The organism is Pseudoalteromonas sp. 31A1 (assembly GCF_011378815.1).
Taxonomy (GTDB): Bacteria; Pseudomonadota; Gammaproteobacteria; order Enterobacterales; family Alteromonadaceae; genus Pseudoalteromonas; species Pseudoalteromonas arctica.
The window spans coordinates 19,517-38,641 of the sequence record NZ_WTKY01000006.1; the positions used below are offsets into that span (position 1 = coordinate 19,517).

General features: G+C 38.7%; 15 protein-coding genes. 10 read left to right on the forward strand and 5 right to left on the reverse strand.

Features of this window, described 5'->3' with window-relative positions; all coding sequences use genetic code 11:
* The 5 genes from ilvA (at position 1) to GQR52_RS08015 (ending at position 5,265) form a co-directional block, all read left to right on the forward strand.
* The gene (ilvA, locus tag GQR52_RS07995; RefSeq protein ID WP_165728088.1) at positions 1 to 1,554 is read left to right on the forward strand and encodes a threonine ammonia-lyase, biosynthetic; all 1,554 of its coding nucleotides are present in this window, start codon (positions 1 to 3) and stop codon (positions 1,552 to 1,554) included.
* Between the two features lie 97 nt (positions 1,555 to 1,651).
* Positions 1,652 to 2,686, forward strand: a complete 1,035-nt coding sequence (locus GQR52_RS08000) for an ABC transporter substrate-binding protein (protein WP_165728089.1) — start codon at positions 1,652 to 1,654, stop codon at positions 2,684 to 2,686.
* Between the two features lie 61 nt (positions 2,687 to 2,747).
* Positions 2,748 to 3,923, forward strand: a complete 1,176-nt coding sequence (locus tag GQR52_RS08005; protein WP_165728090.1) for a methyltransferase — start codon at positions 2,748 to 2,750, stop codon at positions 3,921 to 3,923.
* 30 nt (positions 3,924 to 3,953) lie between these two features.
* Positions 3,954 to 4,616, forward strand: coding sequence for a carbonate dehydratase (can, locus tag GQR52_RS08010; protein WP_007582103.1), 663 nt, complete (start codon positions 3,954 to 3,956; stop codon positions 4,614 to 4,616).
* A 4-nt stretch (positions 4,617 to 4,620) separates the two neighbouring features.
* The gene (locus GQR52_RS08015) at positions 4,621 to 5,265 is read left to right on the forward strand and encodes an NAD(P)H-binding protein (protein WP_165728091.1); all 645 of its coding nucleotides are present in this window, start codon (positions 4,621 to 4,623) and stop codon (positions 5,263 to 5,265) included.
* 217 nt (positions 5,266 to 5,482) lie between these two features.
* On the opposite strand, the gene GQR52_RS08020 is transcribed toward GQR52_RS08015, so the two are convergent.
* On the reverse strand, positions 5,483 to 5,746 hold the full coding sequence (locus tag GQR52_RS08020) for an accessory factor UbiK family protein (RefSeq protein WP_007582099.1): 264 nt from the start codon (positions 5,744 to 5,746) through the stop codon (positions 5,483 to 5,485).
* 162 nt (positions 5,747 to 5,908) lie between these two features.
* Here GQR52_RS08020 and rep point away from each other — a divergent pair, with 162 nt between their 5' ends.
* Positions 5,909 to 7,927, forward strand: coding sequence for a DNA helicase Rep (gene rep / locus GQR52_RS08025; RefSeq protein ID WP_024589913.1), 2,019 nt, complete (start codon positions 5,909 to 5,911; stop codon positions 7,925 to 7,927).
* A 15-nt stretch (positions 7,928 to 7,942) separates the two neighbouring features.
* Here the strand turns inward: rep and GQR52_RS08030 are convergent, their stop codons facing one another.
* The 3 genes from GQR52_RS08030 to elbB form a co-directional block, all read right to left on the reverse strand.
* Positions 7,943 to 10,507, reverse strand: coding sequence for a diguanylate cyclase (locus GQR52_RS08030; RefSeq protein WP_165728092.1), 2,565 nt, complete (start codon positions 10,505 to 10,507; stop codon positions 7,943 to 7,945).
* A gap of 164 nt (positions 10,508 to 10,671) precedes the next feature.
* Positions 10,672 to 11,067: a cytochrome c5 family protein gene (locus tag GQR52_RS08035; protein ID WP_007582093.1), complete on the reverse strand. Its 396-nt coding sequence runs from the start codon at positions 11,065 to 11,067 to the stop codon at positions 10,672 to 10,674.
* 226 nt (positions 11,068 to 11,293) lie between these two features.
* The gene (elbB, locus tag GQR52_RS08040) at positions 11,294 to 11,941 is read right to left on the reverse strand and encodes an isoprenoid biosynthesis glyoxalase ElbB (RefSeq protein WP_165728093.1); all 648 of its coding nucleotides are present in this window, start codon (positions 11,939 to 11,941) and stop codon (positions 11,294 to 11,296) included.
* Between the two features lie 524 nt (positions 11,942 to 12,465).
* Here elbB and polA point away from each other — a divergent pair.
* From polA to GQR52_RS08055, 3 genes are all read left to right on the forward strand, one after another.
* On the forward strand, positions 12,466 to 15,201 hold the full coding sequence (polA, locus tag GQR52_RS08045; RefSeq protein ID WP_165728094.1) for a DNA polymerase I: 2,736 nt from the start codon (positions 12,466 to 12,468) through the stop codon (positions 15,199 to 15,201).
* 490 nt (positions 15,202 to 15,691) lie between these two features.
* Entirely contained in the window at positions 15,692 to 16,279 is a 588-nt protein-coding gene (locus GQR52_RS08050) for a YceI family protein (RefSeq protein ID WP_007582084.1), read from the forward strand.
* The gene (locus tag GQR52_RS08055; protein WP_165728095.1) at positions 16,276 to 16,794 is read left to right on the forward strand and encodes a DUF1285 domain-containing protein; all 519 of its coding nucleotides are present in this window, start codon (positions 16,276 to 16,278) and stop codon (positions 16,792 to 16,794) included. The genes GQR52_RS08050 and GQR52_RS08055 overlap by 4 nt, the downstream gene beginning before the upstream one ends.
* A 9-nt stretch (positions 16,795 to 16,803) precedes the next feature.
* On the opposite strand, the gene yihA is transcribed toward GQR52_RS08055, so the two are convergent.
* Entirely contained in the window at positions 16,804 to 17,472 is a 669-nt protein-coding gene (gene yihA, locus GQR52_RS08060; protein ID WP_007377272.1) for a ribosome biogenesis GTP-binding protein YihA/YsxC, read from the reverse strand.
* Between the two features lie 281 nt (positions 17,473 to 17,753).
* On the opposite strand from yihA, the gene GQR52_RS08065 reads away from it, so the two are divergent.
* Entirely contained in the window at positions 17,754 to 18,386 is a 633-nt protein-coding gene (locus GQR52_RS08065; RefSeq protein ID WP_007582080.1) for a c-type cytochrome, read from the forward strand.
* Positions 18,387 to 19,125 lie beyond the last annotated feature (739 nt).

Here is a 19,125-nt window from a genome sequence, read left to right on the forward strand (position 1 = left end):
ATGGTCTCTCAAGAGCTCGATTATTTTCGCGCTATTATTCAAGCAAACATGGAGCCTTTGGCTAAAGTTACTGAGGTCAGCGAAATGGCTGAACTCAGTAAAAAGCTAGGTAACCATGTTTGGTTAAAGCGTGAAGACCAACAGCCCGTGTACTCGTTTAAATTACGCGGTGCGTATAACAAATTAAATAAATTACCTAAAGGCTCGGTGGTTATTACGGCTTCTGCGGGTAATCATGCTCAAGGGGTTGCATTAAGTGCATCTCACTTAGGGCATCAAGCAACTATTGTAATGCCAGTTACAACGCCCGAAATAAAAGTCAGCGCAGTGCGTGCACTTGGCGGTGAAGTTGTATTACATGGCCATCACTTTGATGCTGCAAAAGCACATGCGCTTGAGCTTACAGATCAGCGTAACGGTATATTTGTCCCGCCATTTGACGATCCGGATGTCATTGTTGGTCAAGGCACTGTAGCACGCGAGCTAATGCAGCAATTAAACGAGCTTGATGCTGTGTTTATTCCTGTTGGCGGCGGCGGCTTACTGGCGGGAATGGCGGTTTATATTAAATCGCTGCGTCCAGATATAAAAGTAATTGGCGTAGAAGCCGACGAAAGTGCATGCTTACAAGCAGCGCTTAAAGCAGGTAAACCGGTAGAGCTTGATCGCGTTGGCAGTTTTGCCGATGGCGTAGCGGTTAAAATTATTGGCACCGAAACCTTTCGTTTAGCGCAAAAGTTTTGCGATGAAGTTGTAACCGTTACTAGCGATGAAATATGTGCAGCCATGCAGGATATTTTTGTATCTACGCGTGCAATTGCAGAGCCATCAGGTGCACTTGCAACGGCTGGGCTTAAAAAGTGGAGTCAGCAGTCGGGGTTAAAAGGACTACATTTAGCGGCTGTGCTTTCGGGTGCTAATTTAAACTTTGATCGCCTGCGTTATGTTGCAGAGCGCACTGCGCTGGGTGAAAAAAACGAAGCGCTATTAGCCGTTACTATTAAAGAAGAAAAAGGCAGTTTTAAACAGTTTTGTGCTTCTTTAGGTGGCCGTGCTATTACTGAATTTAACTACCGTTATGCAGGACCCGGTGAAGCACAAATATTTGTGGGTATTGCCCTGCGCCAAGGCGAGCAAGAGCTTAATGAGTTAAAGCAAGACTTAACAAATAACGATTATCAATTTTGCGATTTGTCGGATAACGAACTCGCTAAATTACATGTGCGTTATATGGTTGGCGGAAAAGCACCAGAGCAATTACATGAACGTTTATTGCGTTTTGAATTTCCTGAGTATCCGGGTGCGCTTGCACGCTTTTTAGATACTTTAGGCAGCAATTGGAACATTACCTTGTTTCATTATCGTAATCACGGTGGTTCGATGGGGAATGTACTGGCAGGTTTTGCAATTGAGCCGAGTCAGTATGAGATGTTTAACGAGCATTTGAATCGCTTAGGTTACAGTGTACAAGATGAAACACAAAACCCGTGTTTTACCCAATTTTTAACATCAAAACCGCAAGCAGAAAAAGCCGAAAAACTCGCCTCAGTTTAATCCTTCTTTAAAGGCTGGCACCTAACTAGGGTGCTTGCTTTATTACACGTTTTACATATAGTTACAGGTAATCGTCATACTTTTTGAGGACACCTATTTGCTATTTAAAGGATTAATCATTGGATTGTGCTTTTTTTGCAGCCATATCGCGGCGCAAGAATCAGTCACATTACAGCTAAAATGGACACATCAGTTTCAGTTTGCTGGCTACTATATGGCTAAGCAAAAAGGCTTTTATAATGAAGCGGGCCTTGATGTAACTATTAAACAAGCTAATCCAATGAAACCTGATACCTTTGGTCCTGTGGCCAGTGGCGAAGCACAATTTGGTGTAGGGCATTCTGGTATTTTACAGCAACGTATTAATGGTCAGCCTTTTGTTGCAATGGCAGCCTTATTGCAGTTTTCACCTTATTGCTGGATGGTAAAAGACACGTCTGATATTTTTCACCCTCGTGACTTTGTTAATAAACGTATCACTGCTGTGAGCAAAAATGACGGCACCGAGCTACTTATTATGCTTAAACGCAGTGGCGTTGATGTAGATAAACTCAAAGTTTACAATGGCGAAAATTTTAACCAGGCTTGGATTGAAAACAAGCTAGATGCTATGCAAGTTTATGTTACTACAGAGCCTTATTATATGACTCAACAAGGCGTAGCTCATCGGCTTGTTTGCCCACAGCGTTATGGTATGGATGTATATAGCGACATTTTATTTACCAGCGAAAACATGCTTAAGCAAAATCCACAAACGGTCGAAAAATTCTACCAAGCGAGCCTAAAAGGTTGGCGCTATGCAATGATGAATATGGATGAAGCCATTGCAGTCACCCAGCAAAACTATGCACCGAGTAAGAGCTTTCATCAGCTCGCCTTTGAGGCTGAAGTACTAAAAAGTTATATAACCCCACCCACTACCAGTTTAGGGCATATGTCGATAGCAAAGTGGCGCTTAATAGCTGACTTATATGGCATACAGCAAAACGAATTTGACGAAGTGAAATCTCACTTTATTTATAAATACCAAGAGCCTGAAAAGATGCAATTATCATGGATGCTTATAGCAGCTATTTTGGTGAGTATTATTTCAATACCTTTGTATTTACGGCTGATTTTTAGGCAAAAATAACTGCTTAATGAGAGCTCACTGAGCTGATATAATTAATTGTCTTTTTATTTTTTAAGCTGTTATGACTTTAGCTGAGCAATTTTTTGCACTTGATTCACTTTTAATGCGCCATCGTCAGTATTGGCAGTGCACCGCATTTGATTTTGACACTATTCCTTGGCCAGAGCTGCAAGGCATACTTAACGAACTAACTGATGATCAGGTAACCGTTCTTGATAACGATCAAAATCAGCTATACCAATTTTTTAGCCAACACATAAACCAACTTGATGAACTTGCTAAGCTATGTGACTTACCTAGCTCTGCACACTCTCGAGCTGATTATCCGTTTTGGATAAGTAACGGCATTAAAGGTCGTAAGTTTGATCAGTTACAAGATTTTGTATCTGCACTACCTAATACTAAGCAACCAGTTTTAGAGTGGTGTGCGGGTAAAGGACACTTAGGGCGAATGCTTGCTTTTAATGGCGCAATTGATGTGCATAGTATTGAACTGCAACAAAGCTTATGCGAGCAAGGACAAAAAAGTGCACAGCAACAAGGCTTGGCAATGCACTTTAGCCAAGCAGATGTATTAAAAGAGGATATCACTCAATTTTTTAATGCTGATATGCATGCCGTAGCGCTACACGCATGTGGTGGTTTGCACCAAGCATTTATGCGTCAAGCAAGTTTAGCGAAAGTACAGCAAATTAGCTTTTCACCTTGTTGCTATCATTTATTTACGGCTAATGAGTACCGTGTAATGAGTGAGGTTGCAAATAAAAGTGAGCTTAACCTAACGCATCGCGATTTAAAGCTCGCATTACAAGAAACCGTTACAGCGCCTTCTCGTCTGGAAAAAGTACGTAAAACAGAACTAGAATGGCGGCTTGGTTTTGACGCACTTAGAAAATCGATTACTGGCGAGCAATATTATGTAAGCGTACCTTCGGTTAACAAAGCTATATTCTCAGATTCGTTTAAATCATTTTGTGTATGGGCTGCAGATAAAAAGGCAATAAACCTACCTCAAGGTACTGATTATAATAAATATTTAGATATTGGTGTTGCTCGAAAAAAAATAACTGACCGAGTTGAACTGGTTCGACATGTGTTCAGAAGAGCAATTGAAGTTTGGCTTGTGCTCGATCGTGCTTTATATTTGCAACAGCAAGGCTATCAAGTAAGCGTTAAAACGTTTTGTGAAAAGCAGTTAACGCCTCGTAATATTTTGATTCTTGCTAATATCCATTAAATTTCCGTCCTCGACTTAATAAGAGATGCAATGAGAAAGTTAAAAAATTTATTCGATAACAATAAACGTTGGGCTGCACGTACAAGCGAAGCTGATCCTGAGTTTTTTAAAATTTTATCTATGCAACAAAATCCAGAGTATTTATGGATTGGTTGTTCAGACTCTCGTGTACCTGCTAATCAAATAGTTGATTTATTACCAGGCGAATTATTTGTGCATCGTAACGTTGCAAACGTGGTTGTACACACTGACCATAACTGTTTGTCGGTTATGCAGTACGCTGTAGAGGTTTTAAAAGTAAAACATATCATGGTAGTAGGTCACTATGGCTGTGGTGGCGTACAAGCCGTTTTAAACAATGCAAAATTTGGCTTTATTGATAATTGGCTACGCCATGTAGGGGATGTAAAAGAAAAGCATCTTGAACAACTTGATGCAATGCCAGAAAGCGAACGTTTAAGCCGCCTTATTGAGCTAAATGTAATTGAGCAAGTGCGTAATGTATGCCGTACTAACATTGTGCAAGATGCGTGGGAGCGCGGCCAAGAGCTAAGCGTTCATGGTTGGGTTTATGGTTTAGAAAACGGCCATCTTCATGATTTAGAATCTGTAGTAACGTGCGCGAGTGAAGAAACGCAAAGCTACAAAAAAGCAGTGCAGCACGTACTTAATAAAGTGGGCGAAAATAAATAAATTTATGACTAAAACGGCGATATTAATAGGTGCTACAGGTTTGGTCGGTAATGAGTTGCTACATAAGCTACTTAAGAGCGATCGTTATACCAAAGTGGTTACGTTAAGTCGTCGGGCTTTGCCTATTACACACGCAAAGCTAGTTAATCACGTTATTGATTTTGAAAAATTAACTCAATACGTTGAGCTTTTTAAAGGTGACGTATTGTTTTCGTGTTTGGGCACAACCCGTAAACGGGCGGGCTCTACACAAGCTCAGCGTAAAGTAGATTTTGATTATCAGTTTATAGCGGCGCAGTTAGCGGCATGTAATGGTGTTACGCATTACTGCTTAGTGTCATCAAGCGGGGCGAACACGCACAGTAATAGTGCTTATTTGAAAATGAAGGGTGAGCTTGAGCAACATATTAAAGCACTCCCTTTTGATAAAATAAGTATTTTACAACCGTCTTTATTATTAGGTGATCGTGAGCAATTTAGAGTGGCAGAAAAGATAGGTAGTATTATTTTTCCTGTTATTACACGGCTCCCGTTTTTAAAGCGTTACAAACCAATAACAGGTGAGCAAGTTGCGCAAAAAATGCTGAGTGTGAGTTTAGCGCAGCAGGCTAAGTTATTTTATTATGTGCTAGATGAGCTATTTGAATAAACTTGGTAAAACGCAAAAGGCAGCCTAAGCTGCCTTTTTTGTACATTAAATTAATACCAATTTTATTAAAAAAATGCTCATTCTAGCGTATTAAATAACTCACTAACTACGTTAAAAATTATTTATATAGAACAACTATGTACCATAACTTTAGCCTTGTTATTGAGCTATTTTCTTATCGCTATAATAGAACACTAATTTAATGCAATTGGTATAATTATTCAGCGTCAGTTTTAGTGCTAAGTTGTTGCTCAAGCAATGCAACTTTAGCTTCAAGTTCGGTTAGTTTTTCGCGAGTACGAATAAGTACTTGGCTTTGCACATCAAATTCTTCACGGCTCACAAAATCCATCTCAGCAAGCTTGTTTTGTAAAACTTGCTTTGTTTTACCTTCGAGTGTCTCTGCTAGGTTTTTTACACCTTGTGGCATATTGCTAGTAATTTGCTTAGCAATTTCTTCAAGTTTTGCTGGGTTGATCATATTTGTCCCTTCGATGCGGCCTAAAATAATAATAACTAATATTACCTTATACCCACGGTATTTAACACATGATCATCTTTACCTTAATTAATTAAGGCAATTGCTATGCTCGCAGTAATGGTTACGTTAAAATTGCGCGTCTTTTAAATTTCTTTGGTCGTTATGAAACTCAATCCTAAACAAGATGAAGCCGTAAAATATATTAGTGGTCCATGCTTAGTACTCGCAGGCGCAGGCTCTGGTAAAACCCGTGTTATTACGAATAAAATCGCTTATTTAGTGAAAAAATGTGAGTACAAAGCGCGAAATATAGCCGCTGTTACTTTTACCAATAAAGCAGCCAAAGAAATGCGTGAACGAGTACTGCAAACGCTCGGAAAGCAAGACGCTAAAGGTTTATGGGTATCAACGTTTCATACACTCGGTTTAGAAATAATAAAAAAAGAGTTAAGCACATTAGGGTTTAAACCCGGTTTTTCGCTATTTGATGATCAAGATACCAATCAGCTTCTTAGTGAACTCACCGAAGATGAGCTAAAAAAAGACAAGGACTTACTCAAACTACTTAAAATGGAAATTGGTAGTTGGAAAAACGAATTAGTACTGCCAGAGCAAGCAATACGCGAAGCGCGTGATGCGCAAAAGGCATTGTTTGCACAGCTGTATGCTCGCTATCAAAATCAGCTACGTGCTTATAACGCACTGGATTTTGATGATTTAATTATGATCCCTACTTTGTTACTTACTAATAACGCCACATCTCGTGAGCGCTGGCAGCAACGCTTTAAATACTTGCTGGTGGATGAGTATCAAGATACCAATACAAGCCAATATCAACTTGTTAAATTGCTAGTAGGCGAGCGTGCCCGTTTTACTGTGGTAGGTGATGACGATCAATCAATTTACTCATGGCGTGGTGCTCGCCCGCAAAACTTAGTGTTATTAGGTAAAGACTACCCAGGGCTTAGACTTATAAAGCTTGAGCAAAACTATCGAAGTGCAGGGCGAATACTAAAAGCGGCTAACATTTTAATTGCGAATAACCCACATGACATAGAGAAAAAGTTATTTAGTGAACTAGGTTATGGTGAGCCGATTAAAGTAATAGGGTGCCGCGATGAAGAGCATGAATCTGAGCGTGTGGTTGCTGAAATAATTTCACATAAGTTTATGAAGCGTACCAGCTATAAAGATTACGCGATTTTATATCGTGGTAATCATCAAGCACGTGGCTTTGAAAAATCATTAATGAGTAACCGTATCCCTTATAAAATTAGTGGCGGGATGTCATTTTTTGCTCGTTCAGAAATTAAAGATATTATGGCGTATTTACGTTTGCTAGTTAATCAAGATGATGACAATGCATTTTTACGTATCGTAAATACACCACGACGCGAAATAGGCACGGTCACACTTGAAAAGCTTGGTACGCTTGCTAACGAAAAGCACATGAGCTTATTTGCTACCTGTTTTGATAACGATTTAGGCTACAGACTAAAAGGGCGTGGTTTTAATGCGCTTGCTGGGTTTGCACGCTGGGTTGTTGAGCTATCCGATAACGCAGTACGCGGTGATACGCTCGAAGCTGTTAAAGACTTAGTGCGTAATATTAATTACGAGGCATATTTGTACGAGTCGTCACCGAGTGCAAAAGCCGCTGAAATGCGTATGAAAAACGTATCTGAGCTGTATCGCTGGATCACCGATATGTTGACCGGTGATGCCGACAACGAGCCAATGACATTGGCTGAGGTTGTTAGCAAGCTAACCCTTCGCGACATGCTTGAGCGTAACGAAGAAGAAGATGAAACCGATGCAGTGCACTTATCAACACTTCATGCATCAAAGGGCTTAGAGTATCCATATGTATTTATGGTAGGCATGGAGGAGGGCTTACTTCCGCATCAGGTAAGTATTGATGAAGATAACGTAGATGAAGAACGCCGCTTAGCTTATGTCGGTATTACTCGTGCGCAGCAGGAGTTAACACTTACTTATGCAAAAATACGTCGTCAATTTGGTGAAACCTCACAAACTGAGTTAAGCCGATTTGTACAAGAGTTACCGCAGGACGATCTCGCGTTTGAAAATAAAAAGGCGCCAAACACGCAAGCAGAGCGAATGGAAAAAGGCCAAGCAAGAGTCGCTAACCTTCGTGCAATGTTTAAAAAGCCTGAGTAATACCTCAGGCTAATTTTATAAAGACTGGGTTGCTTGTATTTCAGGTAACTCAGAACACACTAGAGCGTGTTGTTTTCCCACAAAAAATGCCAAACCGTGCTTGTCTAGTAAAGCTCTAAAATTAAGTATTGATGGGCCTTTAGCAATTACTTTCATTGCTTTGAGCTTCGTAATTGCTAGCACCCCTTGTAGCTGAAAATCGTAACTTTCTTGTTGTAAAACACGTTTACTAAAGGTCGAGCTAAGTAGCAGATAGTCAAAATTAATATCGGTTAGTAAATTAAGTTCGCATCGATCTTTAGCAAAATTGTTTAAACCAATTGAATAACCAAGTTGTGATAGCTTTTTGAGGTTTTCTATTTGTGTTGCGCTTGCGTGACGAATTTCTTGCTCATCAAATAGCAAACAGAGCTGGCTATGTCCTTGTTGTTTATTTAGCGTATCTGTAAATAAAACAAATTCGTGCTCCTCGAGTAGTAAACCAGAGCAAGGAACCAGCGCCATAGTTACATCTGCGGTAATTGCTTGTGCATAAGCGCGTTGTAATAACTGTAACTCTATCTCAAGGTGCTGTTCTTTATCTGATGCAAACTTTTTCAAAATATCAAAGCTAGTAAAGCCAAGTATTGGGTGTTCACCAAATGCTTCAAATAAAGATTCAGACTGATGTTGTTCATCAAGCGTAATTATTTCTGAGCTTCTAAAGCTCATAGGTAATATATCAAGGTGATGTTGTGCTTTTAGTGCCTGCGCAGGTATTGATTGTGTTAGTAGCGGATGAAATAGCTCGTAGCGATTTTTTCCGGAGTTTTTAGCGTGGTACATTGCGGCATCGGCATCACGAATAATTTCATCCGTATGCATATAGCTTTTCTTTGAGTAGGTTATTCCTATACTAGCACCACTTTGAAGTGATTCGCCTTTAAGGAAAAAAGGCTTTTTCATTAAATCGATAATACGATTAGCAACATCTTCTGCTTGTTGAGGCTCAGTTAAGTGCGTTAATAAAATAACAAACTCATCGCCACCTAAGCGTGCTAGTAAATCATGTTCGCGTATACACTGGGCAAATAACTCACTAACGTTAATTAAAAACTGATCGCCAGCATGGTGACCAAGTTGGTCGTTAATGTCTTTAAATTTATCTAAATCAATAAATAAAACAGCAAAATTATGTTCAGGAAAGCGCTGATAATGTTGTAGTGTTTTTTCAAGCTGAGTTAAAAAGAGGCTGCGATTAGGTAAGCTAGTAAGAGAGTCGTGATGTGCGTCGTGATAAAGCTGCTGCTCTATTTTTTTACGCTCATCTATTTGCATTTGTAAGTGCAGATTTGTTTGACGCAGTTCTTTGGTTTTTTCGTTTACTCTAAATTCGAGTTCTTGATGGCTTTTTGCAATCGCTTGATTGGTGAGCTTTGTTTGTAAAACCGCTGCAATTTGATGAGATACAAAGGTAATTAACTCGCAATCATCCCGGCTGAAAATATGTTTGTTATCGTAAGCTTGGCAAACAATAAGGCCGATAACACCTTGAGCTGTTTTAAGTGGAGCGCCTAACCAACTAGTGGCCATTTGCTCTTTTTGTACAGGCTTAGCTCTTTGTACTACACCGCTTTCTATTAATTCTTTTGCTCTACACGGGTGTATAAGTTGCGTTTCTTCAGTGCTTATTACCAGTTCACTATAACCTTTAGCAAAGCGTCTTGGTTGTGTGTTTTCTTTAAATTCATCTACACAATAAGGGAAGCTTATCCAGCCAGACTCTTTATCGTAAAGTGCAATATATAAGTTTTCTGCGTAGGTAATTGTTTTTATTATTTCATGTATCTTAAAGTAAGCATCATCAAGGTTTTTAGCTTGCGTTGCTATTTCAGATATTTTAAACAGAATTTGTTGGCGTTGAAGTGCGCGTTTGCGTTGTTCTATTTCAAGGTTTAACGCGTCGTTACTTTGAGTGAGTGCTCGGGTACGAATTTTAACTTCTGACTCAAGGAGCTCTCTTTTTTTTACACGCTCTATTGCAGTTGCTAAATAAAGCGACATAAACTCAAGTAATTGTATTTGTTGTGAGCTATAGCCCTGTTTTGTATCGTAACTTTGCGCTGCTAAAACACCGATAATATTGTGTTCTTGGTAAACTGGAACACCTACCCAATGCTCTGCTGGAGTGCCTAATGCTTTAAATAAGCCTTCTGCTGCGGCATTTTGCATTTGCTGCTTGGTAAAACATGTGGTTTTACCCTGTTTAAATACATAACCAGTGGCGCCTTCATCAAAGCTATTTGATTGGTTAAGGGCGACGGCAATACCATCTTTTTCATCTGAAAAGTAAGAAAGTTCTAGCGATTGACTGTATTGATTTGATAGCACCACATAAAAACTTTTACTCGGCACATATTTTTGTAAAATGTCGTGGATAGCGGGATAAAGTAGGGTTAGCTCGGCAACAGTACTTGCTTGCTCTGATAATTGTATCAGCGCATTTTGTAAGTGATGTGATTGTTTGTATTTATTGAGTAATGTTTTTAGACGTTTATTTTGATACGCCAATTTACTCGATACTGAGAGTTTATCTTCCAATGATCTAACCGGCTATTTTTATTGTATAGTTATTAGCCTTATACTTTCACTTTTAGCGCTTATCGTCAAGTTGATATTCGTACTATCATACTGGCTAGAAACACTATTTTAGGTATTAAAAAAGGCTTACCGAAGTAAACCTTTTTTGTGTATTTCAGCTGTATTTACTTAGATGTCATGAAGTCGATAGCAGCGCTTATCTCATCATCAGAACAATCCATACAGGTGCCTTTTGGAGGCATCGCATTAAAGCCATTTAGTGCATGCTCAAGTAAAGTGTCTTTACCTTTAGCTATACGTGGAGCCCAATCGTCAGGCGATTTAGGCGCGCCTAGTGCACCAGTACCGTGACATGCAAAACATGCACCTTGATACACTTGCTCACCAGAACGAGGGCCTGTAGGCGCCGCTGCTACAGCAGCTTTATCGCCTTCAAGGTATACAGCACCAACCGGCGCGAGACGTGCTTTAATTGCATCTTCAGTCATAGAGTTATCATATGGCTGTGCGTATGCAGTGGTTGCTAGCATTAATAATGCTGCAGCTGTTAATTTTTTCATTTTGCCTTGCTCACTTCGATTTGAACGTGATCAATCACGATTAAAGATGACGGAAATTAAACCGATTATAACTCTCTGAGCCAATTTATAAAATGCTAAGAGGCGTTTTTATTAATAAAACTGACTACTTTTTGCGTTAACGCAATAAAATTTAATTATTTACTGACTTTTGTTAAGCAATTTAATAAACGCAATCAGTTAGATAATTAACTTTTAGATCCTAAGATCAATTTATTGATAATACGCTACTAACTAGTTTTTCGATCCCTGCATCGGCTTCAATAATTGATTGCGCAAGCATATAAGCTGGGGTTGTAACTAGCTTATTTGGCTGATCAATAACAACATCATCTACTGCACAATTTATATGTTTAGCGCCTAATGCGTTAAGCGCTTGTGCTGTCTCTGCATCGTTACCAATAGTAAGTACAGCGTTATCGTAAATAAATGGGATCAAAGCGGGTGCAATACACATATAACCAGCAGGCTTATTTTCTTTTGCAAATGATTTACAAGCATTAAGTACGTCTTCATTAATATTTGCTTTTGCGCCTTTAATTGCAAAGTCACATAAGTTTTTTGCAGCGCCAAAACCGCCAGGTACAATTAATGCGTCAAACTGAGTTACGTCTAATTCAAGCAGCGATTTAATGTCACCCCGTGCAATACGAGCCGCTTCTGTTAATACATTACGTTTATCAGGCATTACTTCGCCCGTTAAATGGTTAATGGTATGAAGTTGTTCAATATCCGGTGCAAAACACTGATACGTTGCGCCATTTTTGGCTATATGTAATAAAGTTAAAATTGCTTCATTAATTTCACTACCATCGTACACACCAGACCCTGCTAATATTACCGCTACGTTTTTCATGCTTTTGTGCCCCTAAAGTCTTTTTTATAAGTCGATCGGATGAAGTCTAACATGCTCAAAATTTCTCGCGAAAATAAATTTTTAGTACAAAAATCATTCTCTATGCAAGTTGTATTGCGGTTTATGCCATTTGCGATCACTTTGCCTTTAAAAAAATTATAAAGGATCGCTATGATCTTCGATCCATTGTGCTAGAATACTCCTCCGGTTATTTAAATGGACGCGAATAATCAAAGTGAATAACAACACAAGCAGTCGTTAGAAAACCTTTTTCCACATTGGTTTAAAATAATAAAAAAAGAACCTCGTATTATCTTTTTTAAATTAAAACATACAGTTAAAGTATTTTCTAAGCATTTTATAATGCTTTGGAAGAATAGCTCGTGGCTGTTATCTACACACTTATCCACAGCTTGCTATAGTTTTAATAACACGATAAGCAGTAATTCACTGTCGTTTTATTTACTACCTTATGGCATGCTTATAATTACCTTAATTTTTTGCATTTAGGATCCAAATTCACCATGGCTCAGATCCCCGAAAACCCACTTATTTTAGTTGATGGCTCGTCATATTTATTTCGTGCTTATCATTCTCCGCCGCATTTAACTAATTCTAAAGGTGAAGCTACGGGCGCTATTTATGGCGTGATCAATATGCTTAAAAGCTTGATCAGACAATACGATCCATCACATATGGTGGTTATATTTGATGCTAAAGGTAAAACGTTCCGTAACGATATGTATAGCGAGTATAAGGCAAATCGTCCGCCTATGCCGGATGACTTACGCACTCAAATAGCACCGATACACAGTATTATTAAAGCGATGGGCTTTCCGCTAATTAGTATTGAAGGCGTTGAAGCTGATGATGTTATTGGTACATTTGCACGTATAGCATCAGAGCAAAAACGACATGTACTCGTCTCTACTGGCGATAAAGACATGGCACAGCTTGTTAATGAACACGTTACGCTAATAAACACGATGACTGACAGTATTTCAGATCCCGTTACCGTGGTTGAAAAGTTTGGTGTAGGCCCTGAACTTATTATTGATTACTTAGCATTAATGGGTGATAAGGTCGATAATATTCCGGGTGTTGAAGGCTGTGGTCCTAAAACGGCAGTTAAATGGTTAGAAAAATATGGTTCTCTTCAAGGTGTAATGGATCACGCCAGTGAGATTAAAGGTAAAATAGGCGAAAAGTTAGCAATTGCTCTTGATCATCTGCCTTTAAGCTACGAACTTGCGACAATTAAGTGTGATGTTGAAGTTGAATCTGATCTTGATACATTCAAACTTCAAGAGCCTAACAAAGACGAATTAATTGCATTATATGGTGAGTGCGAATTCCGTCGTTGGTTAGCTGAATTACTTGATAATCCTAAAGATGCTGAAACACATTTAGCTGTACCTACCGAAGCTACTGAATTACCAAAAGTAGAAGATGCTCATTACGAAACTATTTTAACGCAAGTGCAATTTGATACGCTAATAGAGCAATTAAATAGTGCTGAGTTATTTGCATTTGATACTGAAACAACCAGCCTTGATTACATGAAAGCGCAATTGGTGGGTATGAGCTTTGCCGTAAAAGCGGGTGAAGCTGTGTATTTACCGGTAGCGCATGACTACCCAGGTGCGCCTGAGCAATTAAGCCTTGAATTTGTAATGCAAAAGCTAGGTCCAATTTTGGCAGATGAAAACAAAGCTAAAGTAGGGCAAAACCTTAAATATGACAAAAGTGTATTAGCGAATGCAGGTTTTGCGCTAAATGGTATTAAGTTTGACACCATGCTTGAGTCGTATGTATTTAATAGTGTAGGCACGCGTCACGATATGGACTCGCTAGCACTTAAATACCTAGGTCATAAAAATATTAGCTTTGAAGATATTGCTGGCAAAGGTAAAAAGCAACTTACCTTTAACCAAATTGAACTTGAAAAAGCAGCGCCTTACGCCGCAGAAGATGCCGATATTACTTTGCGTTTACACGAAGTGCTTTGGCCAAAAATAGCAGCTGATGAAAAGCTAAAATCGGTATTTGAAGATATAGAAATGCCACTTATTAGTGTGATTTCTGATATTGAACGCACCGGTGTTGCGATAGATAGCAATATGCTTGGAGCGCATAGTCAACGTTTAGGTGAGCGTTTAATTGAGCTTGAAAAAGAAGCGTTTGAAATAGCAGGCGAACCATTTAACTTAAGTTCTCCAAAACAGCTACAAGTACTGTTGTTTGAAAAGCTTGGGCTGCCTATTATTAAAAAAACGCCTAAAGGTGCACCTTCTACCGCAGAAGAAGTACTGCAAGAACTTGCTCATGATTATCCGCTACCTAAAGTAATTATAGAGCATCGTGGTTTATCAAAGCTTAAATCAACGTATACCGATAAATTACCATTAATGGTGAATGAGAAAACCCAGCGTGTACATACGTCTTATCATCAGGCAATTACAGCTACGGGGCGCTTGAGTTCAACTGATCCTAATTTACAAAATATTCCTATTCGTTCAGAAGAAGGACGTCGTATTCGTGAAGCGTTTATAGCCGCAGATGGTTATAAAATTGTTGCTGCCGATTATAGTCAAATTGAGCTACGTATTATGGCGCATCTTTCACAAGACAAAGGTCTATTAAATGCATTTGCTAACGGCTTAGATGTACATAGTGCAACTGCAGCTGAAGTATTTGGTGTAGAGCTTGATGATGTAACTACCGATATGCGCCGTAAGGCGAAAGCAGTAAACTTTGGCTTAATTTACGGTATGTCGGCATTTGGTTTAGCACGTCAACTAGATGTGCCACGCCACGAAGCGCAGCATTACATAGATAAATACTTTGAGCGTTTTCCAGGTGTATTAGAGTACATGGAAACAACACGCGAAAAAGCAGCTGAAAATGGCTACGTTGAAACAATATTTGGTCGTCGCCTACATTTACCAGAAATAAACGCACGTAATGGGGCGCGTAGAAAAGGAGCCGAACGTGCTGCTATAAACGCACCAATGCAAGGTACTGCCGCCGATATTATTAAAAAGGCAATGCTGAGCGTTAACCGCTGGGTACACGAACAAGCGCCAAATACAATTAAGCTGCTTATGCAAGTGCACGATGAATTAGTATTTGAAATCAAAACAGACTGCGCACCACAGTACACAAAACACATCTGTGAACTGATGTCGCAAGCTGCTGCGCTAGATGTACCACTTATAGTTGAAGCTGATGAAGGTGACAACTGGGAACAAGCTCATTAATGCAATTTGAGCATTTTAATTAAAGCGCCTTTTGGCGCTTTTTTTATGTTTAATAAAAATGGCGAATAACAGCGATTCAATCAGGTATATGCAAGCTTTAGTTAAAATAAGGTTAATTTAAGCAACTATTTGTATTAAATAGTTATATGTTCGTCAATTCGAGCTGTTTTACAGGAATATGATTGTATTTTAATGCGTGCTTTTGTTAAAGTCCCGCCTGTCCTATCCTGTAGGACATCCTGTTGATGATGCATCTGAAAGGGTGCAACAAATTGATAGCTTCTCCCCAGTTTGCTATACCGGCCTACCAACTTGTTTGGTGGGCCGTTTTTTGTTTTACGCCTGAAAATCCTATCTAATTAATTCTTTATTGCGCTATACCAATTGTATTATTCATTCGTCATTTCGAGGTGGTTTGGGTACATCGCAGGTGATACCATCGAAGTGATATTATTTTTATTCTTTTCATTTTATTACTAAGGAGTGCGTTATGTTTAAAGCATTAGCTATTGCAGGTTTTTCTTTATCAAGTTTAGTTATTTCTAATGTTGCTCAGGCCAATTGGCAGCTAGTGAATGATAAAAGCCAACTAAGCTTTGTTTCAATTAAAAAAGATTCGATTGCTGAAGCACACCATTTTACTAACCTTGAAGGTATGCTTTCTGATAAAGGCGAGTTTAGCGTTAATGTTGATTTAACATCAGCTGAAACTCTAATTCCTATTCGTAATGAGCGTTTAACGACATTTTTATTCGAAGCGGCTAAATTTCCAAATGCTGTTTTAACTGCAAATTTAACTAAAGAACTGAGCAATATTAAAAAGCCTGGTCAATATGTATTAAAGGGTATTAAAGCTGAGCTTGATTTTCACGGTAATAAAAAGCCATTGGCAATTGATGTACTCGTTAACAGCACGCAAAGTGGTGATTTAACGGTATCATCATTAACACCTATTATTATTAATAGTGATGATTTTGGTGTAACCGAAGGCGTTAAAAAGCTGCAAGAGCTAGCGGGCTTACCTTCAATTGCAACAGCAGTGCCTGTTACATTCGCAATTACACTTAAAAAACAGTGATTTCTTTAAGTGAGCTTAGCAAGCAATTAAGCGAGCCAAGCAAACCTTTTGATAGTTGGCAGCCTAATCATTGTGGTGAACTGCCAATTGTCATTAATCATAAGGGGAAATGGTTTTACGATGGCAGCGAAATAACACGCCCAGCCATGGTGAAGCTGTTTGCTTCTGTTCTATGTAAAGAAGGTGAGCAATTTTATTTAAAAACACCTGTCGAAAAAATAACAATAACGGTTGATGATGCGCCGTTTATTATTGTTGATTGGCGTTTTGAAAATACAGTGCAAGGGCAGGTGTTGTGTTGTATTGATAATTTAGCTAGGCACTGGTTGGTGAGCGCTCAGCAGCCTTTAGTTATAAAAGACTATAAAGGGTCAAAAGTACCTTATCTAAAGCTACCTTATGGCTGTAGTGCGCGTGTTGCGCGAAGCGTATATTATCAGTGGGCTGAAAAAGCCGAGTCTGATAAACTCGGCTATTTTATTAAATCTGCAGGAAAGCAGTTTTATTTATCGTAACGCCAGCGTTTAAGCCTCTGGGTTAGTTTCGTCTGTGATTGTTTCATCGGTAGGTGGTACAGCAATAACAGGACCTAAAAACCATTCATCTAGTTTTTTAGCTACTTCTGGTAAACCCGTGCCTTTTAATGATGAAAATGCATGAACTGTAATATCCCCATCAAGCGTGCTTAATTCACGACGAACTTGCAGTACTTGTGATTTACGAGGGCCTTGCTTTAATTTATCGGCTTTAGTTAATAGTGCCAATACTGGAATTTCACTACCAATAGCCCAATTAATTAAATCGCGGTCTAAATCTTTTAATGGATGACGAATATCCATTAAAATAACAATACCTTTTAGGCTTTGACGCTTTTGTAGGTATTCGCCTAGCGATTTTTGCCATTTCTTTTTCATTTCGATTGGTACTTTAGCAAAACCATAGCCTGGTAAATCGATAAGGCGCATATCGTCAACATCAGCTAAATCGAATGTATTGATTAGCTGAGTACGTCCAGGTGTTTTACTTGTACGTGCTAGCTTCTGATCGGTTAATGCATTTAATGCACTCGACTTACCTGCGTTGGAGCGACCGGCAAACGCAACTTCAATTCCCGTATCAGCAGGTAATTTAGTAATGTCGGGAGCGCTTGTTACGAAAGACGCAGTATTATATTTGATACGAGATTTGAGCACAGGCTCTCCTAAAACTTAAATAAATAACGTTGAGTAAACCAAATTCACTCAGGGCGCGTATTTTATACTATAAAGGATGTATTAAAAAGCGTATTTAACCACCTAAAAACAGCACCTATGGTACATTTAAAACATGTTAAAGCTTAATCTAAGTCAAAACCCTGTAAATTATAAGCTTAATATGTGTAGAAAACGTGCCAGAGAATTTATTATCGTGTAGAATATATGTATTACAACATCACGATTGTAGATGATACAGGGTCGGAAACAGAGAATTCACCATGAAAAAAATAGCACTATCTTTAACAATATTGCTTGGTGCGTTGTCAGCAAGCAACGCAACAGCATTTGATGGCGATGTAAACGCAGGTAAAGAAAAATCAGCAACGTGTGCGGCTTGTCACGGCCCAGACGGTAATGCGCCGGTTAATATTTACCCTAAAATTGCAGGTCAACATCCAGATTATATCCTTAAGCAACTTCAGGATTTAAAATTAGGTATGACGTCAGGCGGCAAAGAAGGGCGTATGGATCCAGTAATGAGCGCTATGGCTATGCCACTTAGCGAGCAAGACATGAAAGATCTAGCTGCTTATTTTTCTTCAATGAACATGACTGAAGGTGCTACACCTAAAGATGTTGTTGAAGTTGGCGAGATGCTTTTTAAAGCAGGCGATGCAGAACGTGGAATTCCATCATGTGCAGCATGTCATGGCCCACGTGGTAATGGCTCGTCACTTGCTAAGTTTCCAAAAATTTCTTTTCAGCATCCAGGATATATCAAGGCTCAACTTGAAAAATTCCGTGATGGTACTCGTCATAATGACTTAAATGGCATGATGGGCGATATTGCAAAAAAATTAACAGATAAAGACATCGAAGTACTTTCTCAGTATTTAGGTGGCTTACACTAAAGTCGTATTTATTTAGCAGTTAATAATAAATAAACTACAATGTGTTAAAAAAAGCAGCCTAGGCTGCTTTTTTTGTGTCAAAAATTAACGATATCGTCCGTTTTAATGTAAGACATTGACCATGTCTGGTTGTAAGAAAAGTCTTCTTTTTATTTTTGATTATTGATTAACTTATTGTAATTTATGTTTATTTTTATATCTCAATGTAATAAAGATAATAAAAGTTATATAAACCAGTTGTAACAAAATCATTAACGAGTAAATTAACCACTGTCGCAAAACAACAATAACAAAACGGAAATAACTATCAAGGAAAGTAACGCGGCATGACTACATAGCATAAGATTAGTGCTACTAAAGGAAATAATAAAAAAGTGTCAGGATGACCGAAAATAATAAAAAACTCATGGAAGTTTAATAATAAAAACAAAATGGAATGTAACAAGGAACGTAAAAATAATAACAATACGGACTGATAATAATAAAAATAATAAAGACTAAAAAAAGTCGAAGGGAGAAGTGTCCAGATAATGGCGCTCAGATTAGCAGGCGGTAGAGATGTTTTCTCTACCGCCTTTTTATTTGTCCTGTTACAATACCCACCGTTTAAAATTAGCGATTAATTAGCTAAGGCGCTTTTAAATGAGAGACCCAACCTCTAAGCGCAAACTGAATTCTTCTGGCTAGGCCAGCACTGCGATGCCCATTAATTTGCGCTTCGCTCAAAACCTCTTAAGTG